Origin of the sequence: Mesorhizobium sp. RIZ17 (assembly GCF_051127865.1) — a bacterium.
In the GTDB taxonomy this organism is placed as follows: domain Bacteria; phylum Pseudomonadota; class Alphaproteobacteria; order Rhizobiales; family Rhizobiaceae; genus Mesorhizobium; species Mesorhizobium humile.
In genome coordinates this window covers 2,436,406-2,453,687 of the sequence record NZ_CP147861.1, presented here as the reverse complement: position 1 = coordinate 2,453,687, position 17,282 = coordinate 2,436,406, and the positions used below count along the sequence as shown (strand labels likewise).

The window sequence follows — 17,282 nt, the reverse complement described above, 5'->3', positions numbered from 1 at the left end:
ATAATTGCAAACCGCCCTATACGCACACTGATCGACGACCGCAGATACGGACTGGACGAAATCCATGAAGCACTTTTTCAACCGCAAGGACACGATCGTCACCGAGGCGCTGGACGGCTTCCTGGCCACGGCGGGGTCGGGCGCGCTCGCCCGCCTCGACGGCTATCCCGAGATCAAGGTCGTGCTGCGCGCCGACTGGGACAAGACGAAGGTGGCCGTGGTTTCGGGCGGCGGCGCCGGGCATGAACCGTCGCATACGGGCTTCGTCGGCGCCGGCATGCTGACGGCGGCCGTCTCCGGCGAGATCTTCGCTTCGCCGAGCGTCGAGGCGGTGCTGGCGGCGATCCGCGCCACGACCGGCCCCGCCGGCTGCCTGCTGGTCGTCAAGAACTACACCGGCGACCGGCTCAATTTCGGTCTGGCGGCCGAGAAGGCGCGCGCCGAGGGCCTGTCGGTCGAGATAGTGATCGTCGGCGACGACATCGCGCTGCCCGACATCGCGCAACCGCGCGGCGTCGCCGGCACGCTGTTCGTGCACAAGATCGCCGGGCATTTGTCCGAAAGCGGCCGGGATCTGGCGTCGGTCGCTGCCGCGGCGCGCGCGGCCGCGAAGGACATTGTTTCGCTCGGCATTTCGCTCTCTTCCTGCTCGATCCCCGGACAGGCGCATGAGGAGCGCTTCGGCGCCAATGACGGCGAGCTCGGCCTCGGCATCCACGGCGAGCCGGGCGTCGAGCGCATCGCCCTGGAGGCCGTCAGCAAGCTGGTCGCCATCATGGCGGAACGCCTCGCGGCGCGGCTCGATCCGCACGGCCGTTACGCTCTGCTGATCAACAATCTCGGATCGGTGCCGCCGCTCGAAATGTCGCTCATCGCCAATACCGTGCTCGCCTCGCCGCTGGCGAAGGCGGTGGCGCTGACCGTAGGCCCCGGTCACCTGATGACCGCGCTCAACATGAACGGCTTTTCGCTGTCGCTGCTCAGGTTGGACGCGGAGCGCGAGGCGGCGCTCAAGGCACCGGTCGGCCCGCATGCCTGGCTGCCGGCCAAGCCGGTCCGCGCCCCGGTCGTCGTGGCGATGGCCAGGCCCGCCATCGGCGCAACCACCAAGCCCGCCAGCCGCGATGCGGCCGCCGAGCGGCTGATCACAGCCGCCTGCCAGAAGCTGATCTCGCTCGAAGAGCCCCTCAACGCGCTCGACGCCAAGGCGGGCGACGGCGACACCGGCTCGACCGTGGCGACGGGCGCGCGCAGCGTGCTCGAGCGTATCGACGCGCTGCCGCTTGCCGACCGAGCCGCAACGCTCGCCGCGATCGGCGATACGTTGGGCGCATCCATGGGGGGCTCGAGCGGGGTGCTGTTGTCGATCTTCTTCACTGCCGCCGCGCAGACTATGGGTTTTGGCGCGACTCTGCCCAAGGCGCTGCTCGCCGGGCTCGACCGGATGACCTTCTATGGCGGCGCCAAGGTCGGCGACCGCACCATGGTCGATGCGCTGGAGCCGGCGCTGAAAGCCCTCGATGCGAGCGGACCGGAAGCGGCGGCAAAAGCGGCGCGGCAAGGCGCCGCGGCAACAGCCGCGATGCGGAAGGCCAAGGCCGGCCGTTCCGCCTATATCGGCAGTCAGCTCGACACAGCGGATCCAGGCGCCTTCGCGGTCGCCGAAGTCTTCGCTGCCGTGGCGACGCTGTTCGCCCCGGCCTGAAGGACAGACGATGGCCGCATCCGATTTCTCCCAATTGATCGCGGCGGCGGCCGATACGATCGCGGCGCATGCCGAGGAATTGACCGCGCTCGACCAGGCGATCGGCGATGGCGATCACGGGCTGAACATGAAGCGCGGCTTCGAGGCGGTGCGCGCCGAGGCGGACGCCTTCGCGGCCAAACCGCTGCCCGAGGCGCTGAAGGCGGTGGGCACCAAGCTGGTGATGACCGTGGGCGGCGCCTCCGGGCCCCTGTTCGGCACGCTGTTCATGGCGCTCGGCAAGGACCTGCCGGCAGCACCCGATCGCAACGGGCTTACGGTGGCGCTGGGCAAGGCGATCGAGGCGGTCGCGGCGCGCGGCAAGTCGCAGCCGGGACAAAAAACCATGCTCGACGTGCTGCAGCCGGTGTATGAGGCGCTGGCGCAAGGCAGGACGGCTACCGAAATCGCCAATGCAGCCGACAAGGCGGCGGAGGCCACCGTGCCGATGAAGGCCCTGCGCGGACGCGCCTCCTTCCTGGGGGAGCGCTCGATCGGGCATATGGACGCCGGAGCGCGCTCGACCGCGCTTCTGGTGCGCGCAGTCGCCGAAACTGTCGAGGGTATTTGATGAGCAATGTCGGGATCGTCATCGTGTCGCATTCGCCCCTGGTCGCCGAGGGCACGGCCGACATGGTGCGCCAGATGGTGGGCGACGAAGTGCCGCTTGCATGGTGCGGCGGAAACGGCCATGGCGGGCTCGGCACCAGCGTCGAGGCGATCATGGGCGCGATCGACAAGGCCTGGTCGGAAGCAGGCGTCGCCATATTGGTCGATCTCGGCGGCGCCGAGACCAACTCGGAGATGGCCGTCGAGATGATCGGCGAGCCGCGCTCCCACAGAATAGTCGTGTGCAACGCGCCGATCGTCGAGGGCGCGGTGATGGCGGCAACCGAATCCTCCGGCGGCGCCTCGCTCAAGGAAGTGGTGGCGACGGCGCATGAATTGTCGCCGTCGTGAACGAACGGGAACCGACCGAATGTCCGCATCCGCCGAAGCAACGGTCCTGATCACCCACGCGGTGGGCCTGCATGCGCGCCCTTCGGTGAAGTTCACCAAGCTCGCCAAGTCGTTCGCGGCCGAGGTGGAAGTGGCGGTGGCGGCCAATGGGCCCTGGTTCGACGCCAAGAGCATCGTCAAGGTAATGGCGGCGAAGGCGCCCAAAGGCACCCTGCTGCACATCCGCGCCAAGGGCGACGGCGCGCGCGAGGCGGTCGGCGCCCTGGTCGACCTGGTGCGGCGCGACTTCGACGAGGATAAGGACCATGCCCGGTCCGCTTGATGCCAGCCAACCCGGTTCCCCGACCACAAGGAACGCGGACCATGCGCATTGAGGGTGTTCCAGCCTCGGCCGGTTATGCCGAAGGCTCGCTGTTCGACCTCGACCAGCCTCCGGCCGGTTACGAAGCCAAGGCGGGAGCGGCAGAAGAGAGAGCCGCGCTGGAGGGGGCGATCGGCAAGGCCGTCGGTCGGCTGGCGGCGCTGATCGAAACCGCCGATGGCGACGCCGCCGGCATCCTCGAATTCCACATCGCCATGCTGGAGGACGACGCGCTGGGTGGTCCGGCCTTCGCGTCGATCGCTTCCGGGCAGCCGGCTGACGCCGCCTGGCGCGCGGCGCTGGACGGCGAGATCGCCGGCTACGAAGCGTCGGACCAGGACTATTTCCGCGCCCGCGCCGCGGACCTGCGCGACATTCGCGACCAGGTGCTGCGGGCGCTGAGCGAGGACAGCGAGGCCGCGGCGCCCCTGGGCGCGATCCTCTATGGCGAGGACATCGCGCCGACGCGCTTCCTCGAAACCGATTGGAGCAAGGGCGGCGGCATAGCGCTCAGGCGCGGCAGCGCCGCCAGCCACGTCGCGATGCTGGCGCGCTCGCGCGGCGTGCCGATGGTCGTCGGTCTCGGCGCTGCAGCCGAATCGCTAACAGGCGTCGCGCTGCTCGATGCCGAGCGCGGCGGGATCGTCTTTTCGCCGTCGCCGGCCGAGATCGAAGCCTTCCGGCAAGCCGCCGCCTCCTTCGCCGACCGCCAGGGCGCGGCGCGAACATTCCTGACGGAGCCGGCGGCGACCAAGACCGGCACCGCCGTGCGCGTCCAGGTCAACATCGCCTACCCTGCCGACGTCGAAGGCATCGATATCGCGACCTGCGACGGCGTCGGCCTGATGCGGACCGAATTCCTGTTCGGCAAGGCTCTGCCGGACGAGGAGACGCAATATCACGCCTACCGCAAGGTACTGGAATGGGCCGGCGACAAACCGGTGACCATCCGCACCGTCGACGCCGGCGGCGACAAGCCGGTGCCGGGTTTCACGGTCGAGGAGACCAATCCTTTCCTCGGCCTGCGCGGTATAAGGCTTTCGCTGGCGCGACGCGATATCTTCCGCGTGCAGATACGGGCATTGCTGCGCGCCGCCATCCACGGCAATCTGAAGGTGATGTTCCCGATGATCGCCACGCCTGACGAGTACGCCCAAGCCACCGCGCTGTTCGCCGGGGAGCAGGCCGCGCTTGCCGCTGACGGCGTCGCGCACAGGCTGCCGCCGCTCGGCATCATGGTCGAGGTGCCGTCCGTGGCGCTGGCGCCGGAGGCCTTCGCCGATGTCGCCTTCTTCTCGATCGGCTCCAACGACCTGACGCAATATGTGATGGCGGCCGCGCGCGACAATGCCGCGGTCGCGCATCTCAACTCCGTCCGTCACCCGGCGGTGCTGCGGCTGATCGCTGCGGTTGCCGACTTCGGACGCGAGAAAGCTATTCCGGTCAGCCTGTGCGGCGACGCGGGCGGCGATCCGGCAGCCATCCCGGCGCTGCTCGAGGCCGGCCTGCGCGACCTGTCGGTCGCGCCAACGCAACTCGCCATGGCCAAGGCGGCCATTGCGGATGTTGCGGTGTAGGTGCGGCATGGCCATGACCGAAAAGATCCCGGAAGCTGGCTCGGAAGAGGCGATCCGCGCCTACAAGACGATCCTGTCGCAGGTGATCGACCAGCGCCCGTCCGGCATGCGCCAGCGCCTGGCCGATGCGCTCGGCAAGCACCGCAGCTTCGTCACGCAGATTTCCAGTCCGACCTATTCGATCCCGATCCCGTCAAAGCATCTGCCGTCCATCTTTTCCGTCTGCCATTTCAGCCAGGCGGAGCGCGACCAGTTCATGGCCGCCTATCACCAGGCGCATCCCGGCAAGGTGCCCACGGCCTCCGGGCAGCGCAGGACACGCCATGTCTCGCTGATTGTGCCGGATTTCGGCGACGACAGGCAGAACGCCGCGCTCGACCGGGCGATCAACGAATTCATCCAGAAAATAACCAGCATCGCCGGCAAGGGCAGCGGCTGACCTTTTGTTGCCGGGCTGTTTGGGAGGACGCCATGAAGAAATTTTTGAACGCCGTGGACACGGTCCTGACCGAAAGCCTCGATGGCTTCGCCGCGGCCCATGCCGACATCCTCGTGCTGGGCGAAGAACACAAGTTCATCCGCCGCAGGGAATTGAAGCCAGGCAAGGTGGCGCTGATCTCGGGCGGCGGCTCCGGCCACGAGCCGCTGCATGGCGGCTTTGTCGGCCATGGCATGCTGGACGCCGCCTGCCCCGGCCAGGTCTTCACCTCGCCGACGCCCGACCAGATGCTGGCCGCCGTTCAGGCCGTCGACACCGGCGCCGGCTGTCTGTTCATCGTCAAGAACTACGAAGGCGATGTGATGAACTTCGACATGGCGGCCGAGATGGCGGATGGTGTGCTGCAGGTGGTGACCAATGACGACGTCGCGGTCGAGAATTCGTCCTACACGACCGGACGGCGCGGTGTTGCCGGTACGCTGGTGGTGGAAAAGATCGTCGGCGCCGCCGCCGAGCAAGGCATGCCTCTGCCCGCGCTCAAGGCGCTGGGCGACCGCGTCAACGCCGCGACGCGCTCGATGGGCGTGGCGCTGACCAGCGGCACGGTGCCCGCCGCTGGCAAGCCGACCTTCGAGATCGGTGACGGCGAGATGGAATTCGGCGTCGGCATCCACGGCGAACCCGGCCGGCGCCGCGACGCGCTGAAAAGCGCCGACGCTATCGCCGAGGAGGTCTGCGCGGCGATTGCCGGCGACCTTGGCAACCGCGCCGAAGGGCCGGCGCTACTGTTCGTCAACGGCTTCGGCGGCACGCCGTCGATGGAGCTCTATCTGATGTACAACAGCGCCCGCAGGATGTTCGAGAAACAGGGCGTGACGGTGGTCCGCTCGCTCGTCGGGTCCTATGTGACCTCGCTCGACATGGCGGGATGCTCGATCACGCTGACCATGCTCGACGACGACATGACGGCGCTGTGGGATGCCCCGGTGCGCACGGCGGCGCTGCGCTGGGGAATTTAGCCGGCGTCAGCCGAGGCTGAAGCGGCAAATTCCGGACTAGACCGGTGTTTTTGAGGCGGCCACCACGGCGGACAGCCTGCCAGCCTTGCGCAAAACCGGCGCTTGATATTGCTTCTTGGTCATTTTGACGCCTCCAACTCCACGCTGCGAGCATGCGGCAAAGCTCTTCGCACTGTCAATTCATGCGCGGGCTTTGCCTTCGCGCTGCTGGCATCCCTGATGCTTTTCTGCAACCATATCTGCCATATCTGTCTTCCATGAATGAATCCCGATCAGATTGATGCTGCCTTCTCTTGCGCCTGCCGATGAAAAACAGCTGCTGACCTTCGCCGACCCCGAAGCATCGGCCGCCATCGGCAATGGCCTTGCGGCAAAAACCCTGCTGGCGCTGCTCGCCAACGCGGAGTTCCACGGCGTGCTGCCGATCATGCTGCGCAAACTCAGGCAAATCGGCGACGCCCGACTGCCGCAGGACGCAGCCTTGCAGCGGAAATTGTCGGAGTTGCGCGACGAGGCGACGATGGCGACCGGCCAGTCGATGCTGTTGCAGTACCATGGCGACCGCATCATGAAAGCACTGGCGGCAAAAGGCGTGCCGGCCCGGATCGTCAAAGGACCAGTGTTCGCGCGCAAGCTTTATAGCCAGGTTGCGGATCGTCCTTTCACCGACATCGACATCCTCGTCGACCCCGCCAGCATCGAGGAGGCCAACAAGACCATCGGCGAATGCGGGTTCGAGCTCGGCAGCGATCAGGCCGAGTCGCATGAACTGCAGGAATTCAAATGGCTGGAGAAAGAGAACTCGAGCCTGCTGATCGAATTGCACGGCAACCTGGTGCACGACACCGGTATGCGCCGCCGCCTTTCGCTCGGGTTCCGGGAGCTGCAGGCGATCGACGACGGCGAAACCGACACGCCGGCCGCGCTGCTCACCATCGCCATCGTCCACGCCGCCGGCGGCCACAAGTTCCACCGCCTGCAGCTCTGCGTCGACGTGCTGCAAGGCGTGCGGTCGCTGAAATCGCCTCAAGACGAAGCGCGGCTGCTCGATGCCGCGCGCATGACCGGCATCGAGCTCGAGCTGGCGACGGTTCTCAACGTCACCGGACGCCTGTTCGGCGCGCCACGCGCGATCGAGCTTGCCAACCGCATCAAGCCGGACCTTTCGATACGACTGGCGAAATGGCTGATCACCGGCAACATGCTGCTTCGGGTCAATTCGCGCGAAAAGCTGCGCTCGCGCCTCAGCCGCGACGCCTTCCGCTGGGTGCAGAGGCTGGCACGGCCGCGACCGTATCCAGCCTGAGCCCGACATGGAGAAGCCGCTCTCGGCCGTGTTCGTCACCGAGGTTTCTTCCGTCACCGCGCCCATGCTTGCGCGTTGGGCAAACAGCGGCCACCGCATCGTTGCCGTTGTGGTGCCTGGCCCACGTGCCGGCAAACGCTTCAGCTTCAGTGTGCTGCGCCGTCGCCTGCGGCGACGGTTTGCGCTGAGAACTCATCCCGAACACACCATGCCCGCGCTGATCGAATTCAGCCCGCCCCACGACTGGGATACGCTCGGGCCGCGGCTCAGCGCGTCTGGCGCCGATCTCTTGATCTGTTTCGGCTACGGCAAGCTGATCCCGCGAACCGTGCTGGAGCTGTTTCCAAAAGGCGGCCTCAACCTGCATCCCGCGCTTCTGCCGCACTATCGCGGCCCGCATCCAATCCACCGGCTGGTCATAGACCAGATGCATGAAGCCCATGGCGGCGTGACCTTGCACGAGATGACGTCCGGCTTCGACGAGGGCGACATCCTCGCGCAAATTGGCTTTGCCGCAGAGGATTGGCATTCGGCCGCAACGGTGAACCGGGCCCTGGCCGACGCGATGGCCGTGCTTGCGGCGGATGTTGCGCCTGAGTTTTGCCGCGGCAGGCTTGCCGGATCGCCTCAGCCGGATGGGGCATATGTCTGGGCGCAGATCGAGCGCGGTCCGTTGATCGTCGGCGCGCGATCGTCAAGCGAGCATGTCGCCCGGCTGTGCCGGATCGTCGGGTCGAGCGTTCCGGTCAGCGTCCTGATCGATGCAAAGCCGGTCCGGCTGGCTCAGCCGATTCGCCGCCTGGGACCACCCACGGGCGAAGCAGCGAAACGCCGATGGGGATTGGTGGCGTTCGACTGCGCCGACGCGCGCGTCGTCCATCTGGCCTACAACAGGCTGTCCCGGCTGTTGTTGCGATGGCAGTCGAAACCCCGCCAGGCCCGGCGGGAACAGCGATCCTTCGACATCCGGCGTTTCGGCGCGAAGGATTAGAGCGTTTCACCGTTTCACGAAAACGGCGAACCGCTCTATCTTTGTTTTAACGCAATTCCGGACGGAAAACCGCTCACACTTTTCCTGGAATTGCTCTAACGCGCTTCAACCGTGCAGCGTAGCCTGGATCAGCGCGGCCGCATCCGCGGGTCTCGAGCCGACTTCCAGCGTGAAGGTCGGCACCGCCTTCACCAGGGTCGCGATCATCGCCATGCGCCTTTTCTGCAGCGACAGCAGGCCGGTCATGCCGGTCCTTACATTGTCGGTGGCCAAAGCCACCATGGCGTCGGTCCTGGCCATCGGCAGCAACCGGGTCTCGGTGTCCGCCGAGCGCGCAAGATGCAGGAGCGCTGCGACGGGCCTGGCGCACACATCCTCGACGCGGATGATTTCGCCGAGGCGGTCCAGCGAAACGGATTGCTCGCCCTCGGCGTCCCATGTTCCGCCCAGGAAAGGCGCGACGAAGGGCAGCATCGCCGCGGTGTTGCGGTGGACCTTCACCTTGCGCGGCATGCCCCAGGCCGTGATGCCCTGCCCGTTTGCATTGAGGATCATGACGTCGTCCGAGCAGAGGCCGAAGCCCTGCGATGCAAGCGCCAGCGATGTGGTCGACTTGCCTGTGCCGCTTGGCGCATGAATGAGAACCAGGCCGTCCTTTCCAGGCAAGGTGAGACCCGCTGTGTGCAGCATATGCTGGCCATCCGCATCGAGCGCCGCATCCAGCACCATCATCAGCAAGGTCCACTTGATCTTGCTGTCCGGATGGAGACGGATCTCGGCCCGGCCCTCGCCGTCGTGTATCGACACGGTCTGCTGGCCGGGAAAGACGAGATGGAACACGCTTCCGCAGTCGATCATGCGGCAATGGCCGTCCAGCGGCACTTCGCCGTCGAAAGCCAGCTTTCCTTCGGGGTTCTCCCGCAGATCAAGCGTCTCGAAGATATCGACACGAAAACCGGGCTCGACAGGCGCGTCCACACGCAGGGCGCCGAGCATCAGGTCGAAGCTCGGCCACAGATCGGCACGCGCGGCGGTGATGCCCAGGACCTGACCGTTGAGGTCGTAGCGGAAAGTCTGGTCGCTCAAGCGGCTGGCGCCTTCATCCTGGCCGGGTGGCGGTAAATCTCCACCATGCCGGGCTGGCTGTCGCTGACCACCGGCTTGCCGTCGAGGCAGACCCAGCAGTGCGCCGACAGGCGAGGCTCGTGCATCGATCTGGCGTCGACGCCGAAACGCAGCTCCGGGTCGAGGCCGGCCATGCGCAGAAAGCGGAAGCCGAGCAGACCTTCCCGAAGGCATCTGCGGTCGCGCATCAGCCAAGGGCGCCGCACCGTTCGCTTGACGCGATGGACGATGTAGGTCGAGGGCAAGTCACGATAGGGTGCAGGCGACTGCAGCGGCGCCAGTTTCAACACGCCTTCGAAATCGCGCCGGCCGACCAGCACCGGCATCAGCCGGGCGCTGAGCCACAGATGGACGCGGAACAGGGCGCGCAGGACGGGTCCGTCAGCCATCACGCGCCCGGGTCGGCGAGGATGCCTTCAGCCACAAGCTCGGTGGCCAATTCAGCCATATCCTGGTCGAGCGTTGCCTTGTCGATGTCGAACTCGTCCGACAGCAGGTCGACGATCTGGTCGAGATTGCGCGCGCCATCGACCTTGCCGAGGAAAGCCTCGGTCGTGTCGTTGCAGGTGTAAAGCTGGCCGCTGCGCGCCAGGAGCACCACTGCACCGTCGCCGACATGCTGCACGGACGCATCGTCCGCCATGCGCAGCACCGTTTCAGAGCCGATTTCTGCCATGCCCGCGCTCCCTTCGCTGAAAAGCAATTAGCGCGGCACCGCGAGGCTGTCCATCGCCATGGATGGCGAGGAGGACGGTCCGCTCCGCAGGCCTGTCCGTAGGGGGCGAATATTAGCGAGGTCTTGCCTTCCTGCCCTTGGGTAAGCTATGAGTCCGCCGGGTTTTGGGGAGTGATTTGTATGCGTTACAATTGGGAACGGGCTCCGACGGCGTTCGAGCGCCACCGGAAGGCGCTTGCGGCGGCCATTCTGATCGCCGGCGGCGTCGGGCTGATGCTGGCGGCGCTGCCGCTCTAAGCCGGCTTCCATCACGGACAGTGACAGCGACGCTTCCGCTGGAGGCGTCGAGCGGAGACGTTCGCCAGCGATGTCGACCAAAATGCAGGAAGACATGGCCGGTAGAAACGACTTAGGCTATTCCCAGACGGCAAGATATTCTGGGAGGAATGCCGATGGCCTCACGCTACCGCGAAGTCTATGAGGGCTGGAAAAGCGACCCCATAGGGTTCTGGGCCGAGGCGGCTAAGGCCATCGACTGGTATAAGCCTGCCGAAAAGGTCTTCGATCCGGCGGAAGGCGTCTACGGCCGCTGGTTCATCGGCGCCACCTGCAACACCTGCTACAACGCAATCGACCGCCATGTCGCCGGCGGACGCGCCGACCAGCTGGCGCTGATCCATGACAGCGCGATCACCGGCACGATCCGGAAATTCACCTATGGCGAACTGAAGCGCGAGGTTGTCGCGCTGGCCTCGGTGCTCAGGCATCGCGGCATCGGCAAGGGTGACCGCGTCATCATCTACATGCCGATGGTGGCCGAAGCGGCCATCGCCATGCTCGCCTGCGCAAGGCTAGGCGCCGTGCATTCGGTGGTGTTCGGCGGCTTCGCCTCGCATGAGCTCGCCACCCGCATCGACGACGCCAAGCCGAAGCTGATCATCACCGCTTCCTGCGGGCTGGAGCCCGGCCGCGTCGTCGCCTACAAGCCGCTGCTCGACAAGGCGATCGAGATATCGAAGCACAAGCCCGACGCGTGCCTCATCCTGCAGCGCGAGCAACTGCGCTGCGAGATGAAGGACAATTACGACTTCGACTATGCGGATGCGGTTGCCCGGGAGCGGGCCGCCGGCGCCAATGTCGACTGCGTGCCGGTGCTGGCCACCGACCCGCTCTACATCATCTACACCTCCGGCACGACCGGCCAACCGAAAGGCATCGTGCGCGACAATGGCGGCCATATGGTCGCGCTGAAATGGACCATGGACAACGAGTTCGGCGTCAAGCCGGGCGAAGTTTTCTGGGCGGCTTCCGATGTCGGCTGGGTGGTCGGCCATTCCTACATCGTCTACGGCCCGCTCCTGCATGGCTGCACCAGCGTGCTGTTCGAGGGCAAGCCGATCGGCACGCCGGACGCCGGCACCTACTGGCGCGTGATCTCGCAGCACGGCGTGGTGGCGCTGTTCACCGCGCCGACCGCCTTCCGCGCCATCAAGGGGCAGGATCCCAAGGGCGAGTTCGTGCCGAAATACGACCTGTCGAAGTTCCGCACCCTGTTCCTCGCCGGCGAGCGTGCTGACCCCGAGACCATCAAATGGGCGGAACAGAAGCTCGACAGGCCGGTGATCGACCATTGGTGGCAGACCGAGACCGGTTCGCCGATGACGATCAACCCGGCGGGCCTGGGGCTGTTGCCGGTGAAATACGGCTCGCCCGGGGTGCCGATGCCGGGCTACGACATCCGCATCCTCGACGATGCCGGACACGAAGTGCCGCGCGGGACGCTCGGCAACGTCGTGGTCAAGTTGCCGCTGCCCGCCGGCTGTCTGCCGACGCTTTGGAACGCCGATGCCCGCTTCCGCCAGGCCTATCTCGAGGAGTTTCCCGGCTACTACAAGACGGCCGACGCCGGCATGATGGACGAGGACGGCTACCTCTATGTCATGGCCCGCACCGACGACATCATCAACGTCGCCGGCCACCGGCTCTCGACCGGCGCCATGGAGGAGGTGCTGGCGGCGCATCCCGATGTCGCCGAATGCGCCGTCATCGGCATTGCAGATGCCTTGAAGGGCCAAGTGCCGCTCGGCTTCGTCGTGCTCAATGCCGGTGTCTCGCGCGATAGCGGCGCGATCGAAAACGAGGTTGTGGGGCTGGTGCGCGAGCGGATCGGCCCGGTCGCCGCCTTCAAGACCGTGGTGACGATCAAGCGGCTGCCCAAGACCCGCTCCGGCAAGATCCTGCGCGGCACGATGCAGAAGATCGCCGACAAGGAGGCATGGACGATGCCGGCGACCATCGACGATCCCGTGATCCTCGACGAGATCGCGGCGGCGCTGAAGGGGCGCGGCATCGGGGTATAGCCCCTCGGCAGACGCGTTAAGGACGAATTCACCAATTTATCCCGCACTGCGATCACTTGTTGTGCAACGCAGCAATAGACTTTAGACTTCGCGTGGGGGCCATACCGAAGGCACGGCATGGCTCAGCTCAAGAGGACATCGGCGGCGGCGACATCCTGCGTTTCCTGGCCGCCGTCATGGTGATGTTCCATCACTATGGCTTCTGGGTCTGGGCCTTCCCCTACGGCGTTTCAGCGCGCCACCGGCGGCATCCCGCCCCATCCCGAAATGGGTTTTGCCGGCTCCGCTTGGGATTCTGTGAAACGCTGACCCGCTCTGAACGCGGACGCCGACCGCCGTGCAAGAATGAGCCGGCTTGGGAGCGCCGGTGTGGAATTGTTTGCATCCGGCATGATATCGAGGCGCAAACCAGTGCAAATATCCGAGTCTCAATCCGTGAGTCTGTTCCAACGTTCGAGACGTCCTCGGCCCGCGCCACGCGAGCGCCTTGTCATGGACATGCGCGACACGGTCGTCTACGCGATCGGCGACGTGCATGGCTGCCACAAGGAACTGCTGGCGCTGGAAGCAAAGATCGAGCTCGACGCGCAACGGTTCAGCGGCCGCAAGATCATCATCATGCTGGGCGACTATATCGACCGAGGGCCGCACTCGCGGCGCGTGATAGAACATGTGATGGCGCCGCCGCCGAAAGGCTTCCAGCGCGTTTGCCTGGTAGGCAACCACGAGGTCGCGCTGCTCCTTTATCTCGACGGCTATCTTTCGCGCGAGCCCTGGCTCGGCTACGGCGCGCGCGAGACCCTGTTCTCCTACGGCGTCGACCCGGACCGCCTGGCAAGCCTCTACGGCTCGAACGAGCAGACGGACGCGCGCATCCGCGAGGCCATTCCCGCCAGCCATGTCGACTTCCTGCGCACGCTGCCGGCGATGGTCTGCTCCGAGGAATTCGTCTTCGTGCACGCCGGCATCCGGCCCGGTATCGCCCTGGAGGCGCAGGACGAGAACGATCTCCTCAACATCCGCGAGGAGTTCTTCCAGGCGGCCCATCGTCTCGACCGCTGGGTGGTCCACGGACACACGATCGTCGACGTTCCGACGCTTGACGGGCGCCGGCTCGACATCGACACCGGCGCCTTTCAGACCGGGCGGCTGACCGCGCTCAGGATCGTCGGCAAATACGGCCGGCTGCTGTCTTCACAAGATTAGGGCGGTTCGCCGTCTTAGGCTGAACCGCCCTATAGCTCTGTCTTTCGAAGGGAAAAACGCCTCAAGCAGCCTGTTTGGGGCGCGATTCCGACTTGTCCAAATAGTAGGACGAATAGCGGTCGAAGAACCTTTCCGAGCCGCCGAGCGAGCCGTATTTGGCCAGTTTCTTCAAATCGACCTTGTTGAGCACCGCGCCGATCACTTTGTTGGCGATATAGGGCTCCGATTCCAGCATCGAGCGCACCATGTTGCGCGGCGTGCGGCCCCATTCGGTGACCAGCACGAAGCCGTCGACCAGCGGCGCGAAGGCCTTGGCGTCGACGACGGGGCCGAGCGGCGGCAGGTCGACGATGATATATTCGAACGTCTCCTTGGCGTTCTCGATGAAGCGCCGCATGCCGGCCGAGCCCAGAAGCTCGCTGGTGTGCGAGAACTGGCCGCGCAGCACGGCGGGGATGATCGCAAGCTTGGTCTGGCGGTCGACCTTGCCGACCGACTGCCATGTCTGGCCGTTGACCACCGCCTCCATCAAGCCCTGCTCGCTCTCCATGCCGAGGCTGCGGCTCAAGCCCGGATTGCGCAGGTCGCCGTCGATGAGCAAGGTCCTGGCGCCGTTGGCGGCGAGCAGGCCGGCAAGGTTCGCGGCCACCGTCGACTTGCCTTCGCCGGGCAGCACCGAAATGACGCCGATCACCCGGCTGCCGCGGTCTTCCATCACGACGTCGAAGGCGATCTTGGCGTTGCGCAGCGTCTCGGCGAACATCGAGGCCGGGGCGTCGATGCTGACACGCATGCGCGCCCGTCTCTCGGCGGCGGAGAGGCTGGCCACCTTGTCATCGACCGGCAGGTCGTCGGCCTTGGAATCCCTGGCCTTGCCGCCGCCGATCGTCGGCAGATAACCGAGGAATTTCAAACCGGCGCGGTCACGAATATCCTCGCCCGTCCTGAAGAAACGCTCGTTGAACTCGTTGAGACCGCCGAAGCCGGCGCCGAGCATCAGGCCGAGCACCAGCGACAGCGCCAGCACGCGCAAGGTGCGTGGGCTGGAGGCCGCGAGCGGCATCGTCGCGTCGGAAATGATGCGGACCTTGCCGACCGGGAAGGACTGCTGCTGCGAGGCTTCCTCATAGCGGCTGAGGAAGGTCTGGTAGAGCGTGGTCAGCGCCTGCGCCTGCTGGTCGAGCTCCTTGAGCTTCACCTGCGATTGGTTGTCGATCGAACTCTTGCCGGCGGCGGTGGAGATCTTGTCGCGCAGCGCCGTTTCGCGCGCCTGCGCCACTTCGTAATCGTTGCGGTAGCTTTCGGTGAGCTGCTTCAGCTGGCCGAAGATCTGCGCCGACACATCGGCCTTTTCCTTGGCCAGCGCGACCGCCTGCGGATGATCCTTGCCGAAATTCGTCTCGACGTCCTGCAGGCGTTTGGCAATGGCCAGATAGCGGGTCTTGAGCGCGATGATGACCGAGCTGCTCGGCTGGTCGGCCGCTATGGCCGAATCGTTGAAGGCGCTTTCGGAGCCGCTGTCGACGATCGCCTTATACTGCTGGTAGCGGGCGCTGGTGCGCGCGGTATCGGCCTGGGCGACGATGAGCTGGGCGTTGAGGTCGGCAAGTTGCTTGTCGCTCAGCAGCTGGCCGTCGCTGTTGGCGGAAAGACCGTGCTCGGCCCTGAACTTCTCCACCGCCAACGAGGCGGCCTGCGAGCTCTCGCGCAACTCGGTAAGTCGGCCCTGCAGCCAAAGGGCCGCGCGCTCGGTGGCGTCGAAGCTGGCGTTGAGCTGGTCGGCGAGGTAGGCATCCGCATAGGCCTTGGTGATGGCAGTGGCGAGTGCCGGGTCTGCCGCCTGGTAGCCGATGCTGATGACATTGCTGCGGCTGACGCGATCCGCCAACAGTCCGGTCTGCAGCACAAGAACCGCGTAGTCGTGGGTCGCGGTCTTGATCATGGCTTCGCGCGTCGCGGCATCGACATTCTGGATGCCGGGAATTTGGTCGGCCGAATTGCCGCGGAAATAGCCGACGATGCCGCGCAGAAACCCGATGCCCTTGGCCAGAGCCGATTGCGGCGGGCTCATGAAGTCCTGGTTCTGGTCAAGCTTCAGCTTGTCGACCACCTCAGACGCCAGGCGCGCCGAGTTGAGAATCTCGATCTGGCTGAGGATCGTCGCGTCGGTCTGCTGCGTAGCGCTGGCAGCCGAGATATCGTCCATGACCTTATTCATGCCCTCGTCGATCAAGACGCTTGCCACGGACATGTATTGCTTGGGTGTGGTCTGCAGATAGATCACGCCCAGGAACAGGCCGATGATGGCGCAGACCGCCACCACCTTGGCCTGCCGGGCGGCCATGCCAAGCAGACGCTCGACGTCGATGAAGTCTTCACCCTTTTCCGGATCGGTGCTGGGCAACGGCATCCTCTTGTCGAGAGGGAAGTTGGCATAGTTCATGTTCGGTCCAATTCCAGGTTGCAGGCGCTAGCGGCCTTGGTAGATCGGCGTCGTGACCAGAAAAGACCGCGCAACGTCGTTGCCAGGATGCGCCGGGCCAAAAGGCCCGGGCGCTTGAGTGGCTGTCGCGCCATCGCGAGTTCGCATATGCACCCGAAAGATGGGCATTATGCGGCTACTTCCCGGCGCTCATGCGACCGGACGAATTGCTGCAGCATTTCGAAGACAGGCCCCTTCATGTCGTCGCGCGCCAGGGCAAAGGCTATTGTGGCCTCGATGAAGCCTTCCTTGGAGCCGCAGTCGAACATGCGGCCATCGAAGGGCTGAGCATAGAAAGGCTGGCTCTGAGCCAGGCGCACCATGGCGTCGGTGAGCTGGATCTCGTTGCCGGCGCCGCGCTGCTGGTTGCCGAGCAGCGCAAAGATCTCCGGCTGCAGCACGTAGCGGCCGTTGATATAGAAATTCGACGGCGCCTTGGCGGGCGCGGGCTTTTCGACCATCTCCGTGACCTTGAAGCCGGAACCGACCTCCTCGCCCCGGCCGACAATGCCGTATTTGCCGGTTTCGGCCGGGTCGCAGCGCTCGACGGCGATCACATTGCCGCCTGTACGCTGATAAAGATCGACCGTCTCGGCAAGGCAGCCGCGCGCGCCGAAGGACACCATGTCGGGGAGCAGCAGCGCGAAGGGCTCGTTGCCGATCACGTCGCGCGCGCACCAAACGGCATGGCCGAGCCCCTGCGGCGACTGCTGGCGGATGAAGGAGGTGGCGCCGGCCTCGGGCAGCAGGTTCTCCAGCGATTCGAGCTGCGCCTTCTTGCCGGTCTGCTCCAGCGTGCCGATCAGTTCAGGATGCAGGTCGAAATAGTCCTCGATGACCGCCTTGTTGCGGCCGGTGACGAAGACGATGTGCTCGATGCCGGCCTCGAACGCCTCGTCGACGGCATATTGCACGACGGGCTTGTCGACGACGGGCAGCATTTCCTTCGGCATCGACTTGGTCGCCGGCAGGAACCGCGTTCCGAGCCCCGCCACCGGGATGACTGCCTTCCTGACTTTCTGCATATGGTCTTCCT

The 17,282-nt window shown here is 65.5% G+C and carries 16 protein-coding genes; 11 read left to right on the top strand and 5 right to left on the bottom strand.

Going from position 1 to position 17,282, the window contains the following annotated elements:
• Positions 1-64 precede the first annotated feature (64 nt).
• From WDX12_RS12030 to WDX12_RS11990, 9 genes are all read left to right on the top strand, one after another.
• A complete protein-coding gene (locus tag WDX12_RS12030; protein WP_434725010.1) occupies positions 65-1,705 on the top strand; it encodes a dihydroxyacetone kinase subunit DhaK in 1,641 nt (546 codons plus the stop codon).
• A gap of 10 nt (positions 1,706-1,715) precedes the next feature.
• On the top strand, positions 1,716-2,315 hold the full coding sequence (dhaL, locus tag WDX12_RS12025; protein WP_434725009.1) for a dihydroxyacetone kinase subunit DhaL: 600 nt from the start codon (positions 1,716-1,718) through the stop codon (positions 2,313-2,315).
• Positions 2,315-2,704: a dihydroxyacetone kinase phosphoryl donor subunit DhaM gene (gene dhaM / locus WDX12_RS12020; RefSeq protein ID WP_140544084.1), complete on the top strand. Its 390-nt coding sequence runs from the start codon at positions 2,315-2,317 to the stop codon at positions 2,702-2,704. The genes dhaL and dhaM overlap by 1 nt, the downstream gene beginning before the upstream one ends.
• Before the next feature lie 19 nt (positions 2,705-2,723).
• Positions 2,724-3,026 (top strand): HPr family phosphocarrier protein, encoded by a 303-nt coding sequence (locus tag WDX12_RS12015; protein ID WP_320294318.1) that lies wholly within the window; start codon positions 2,724-2,726, stop codon positions 3,024-3,026.
• Between the two features lie 41 nt (positions 3,027-3,067).
• Positions 3,068-4,642 (top strand): phosphoenolpyruvate--protein phosphotransferase, encoded by a 1,575-nt coding sequence (ptsP, locus tag WDX12_RS12010; protein ID WP_434725008.1) that lies wholly within the window; start codon positions 3,068-3,070, stop codon positions 4,640-4,642.
• 13 nt (positions 4,643-4,655) lie between these two features.
• Positions 4,656-5,081: a hypothetical protein gene (locus WDX12_RS12005; RefSeq protein WP_434725007.1), complete on the top strand. Its 426-nt coding sequence runs from the start codon at positions 4,656-4,658 to the stop codon at positions 5,079-5,081.
• 32 nt (positions 5,082-5,113) lie between these two features.
• Complete coding sequence (gene dhaK / locus WDX12_RS12000; protein ID WP_434725006.1) at positions 5,114-6,100, top strand: dihydroxyacetone kinase subunit DhaK; 987 nt, start codon at positions 5,114-5,116, stop codon at positions 6,098-6,100.
• Between the two features lie 280 nt (positions 6,101-6,380).
• On the top strand, positions 6,381-7,406 hold the full coding sequence (locus WDX12_RS11995) for a nucleotidyltransferase family protein (RefSeq protein WP_434725005.1): 1,026 nt from the start codon (positions 6,381-6,383) through the stop codon (positions 7,404-7,406).
• Between the two features lie 7 nt (positions 7,407-7,413).
• Positions 7,414-8,397 (top strand): formyltransferase family protein, encoded by a 984-nt coding sequence (locus WDX12_RS11990; protein ID WP_434725004.1) that lies wholly within the window; start codon positions 7,414-7,416, stop codon positions 8,395-8,397.
• 105 nt (positions 8,398-8,502) lie between these two features.
• Here WDX12_RS11990 and WDX12_RS11985 read toward each other — a convergent pair whose 3' ends face one another.
• From WDX12_RS11985 to WDX12_RS11975, 3 genes are read right to left on the bottom strand one after another with little or no spacing between them, the layout of a single operon-like run.
• The gene (locus WDX12_RS11985) at positions 8,503-9,483 is read right to left on the bottom strand and encodes a serine kinase (protein WP_434725003.1); all 981 of its coding nucleotides are present in this window, start codon (positions 9,481-9,483) and stop codon (positions 8,503-8,505) included.
• The gene (locus WDX12_RS11980; protein ID WP_434725002.1) at positions 9,480-9,911 is read right to left on the bottom strand and encodes a lasso peptide biosynthesis B2 protein; all 432 of its coding nucleotides are present in this window, start codon (positions 9,909-9,911) and stop codon (positions 9,480-9,482) included. The genes WDX12_RS11985 and WDX12_RS11980 overlap by 4 nt, the downstream gene beginning before the upstream one ends.
• Positions 9,911-10,198, bottom strand: a complete 288-nt coding sequence (locus WDX12_RS11975; protein WP_434725001.1) for a PqqD family protein — start codon at positions 10,196-10,198, stop codon at positions 9,911-9,913. Before WDX12_RS11975 ends, WDX12_RS11980 begins: the two co-directional genes overlap by 1 nt.
• Before the next feature lie 452 nt (positions 10,199-10,650).
• Here WDX12_RS11975 and WDX12_RS11970 point away from each other — a divergent pair, with 452 nt between their 5' ends.
• Together WDX12_RS11970 and WDX12_RS11965 are read left to right on the top strand one after the other, a co-directional pair.
• Positions 10,651-12,558 (top strand): propionyl-CoA synthetase, encoded by a 1,908-nt coding sequence (locus WDX12_RS11970; RefSeq protein ID WP_434725000.1) that lies wholly within the window; start codon positions 10,651-10,653, stop codon positions 12,556-12,558.
• Positions 12,559-13,050: 492 nt separating this feature from the next.
• Positions 13,051-13,764, top strand: a complete 714-nt coding sequence (locus WDX12_RS11965; RefSeq protein WP_320294309.1) for a metallophosphoesterase family protein — start codon at positions 13,051-13,053, stop codon at positions 13,762-13,764.
• 61 nt (positions 13,765-13,825) lie between these two features.
• On the opposite strand, the gene WDX12_RS11960 is transcribed toward WDX12_RS11965, so the two are convergent.
• Together WDX12_RS11960 and galU are read right to left on the bottom strand one after the other, a co-directional pair.
• Positions 13,826-16,207 (bottom strand): polysaccharide biosynthesis tyrosine autokinase, encoded by a 2,382-nt coding sequence (locus WDX12_RS11960; protein ID WP_320294308.1) that lies wholly within the window; start codon positions 16,205-16,207, stop codon positions 13,826-13,828.
• 167 nt (positions 16,208-16,374) lie between these two features.
• Positions 16,375-17,271, bottom strand: coding sequence for a UTP--glucose-1-phosphate uridylyltransferase GalU (galU, locus tag WDX12_RS11955; RefSeq protein WP_434724999.1), 897 nt, complete (start codon positions 17,269-17,271; stop codon positions 16,375-16,377).
• Positions 17,272-17,282: the final 11 nt, after the last annotated feature.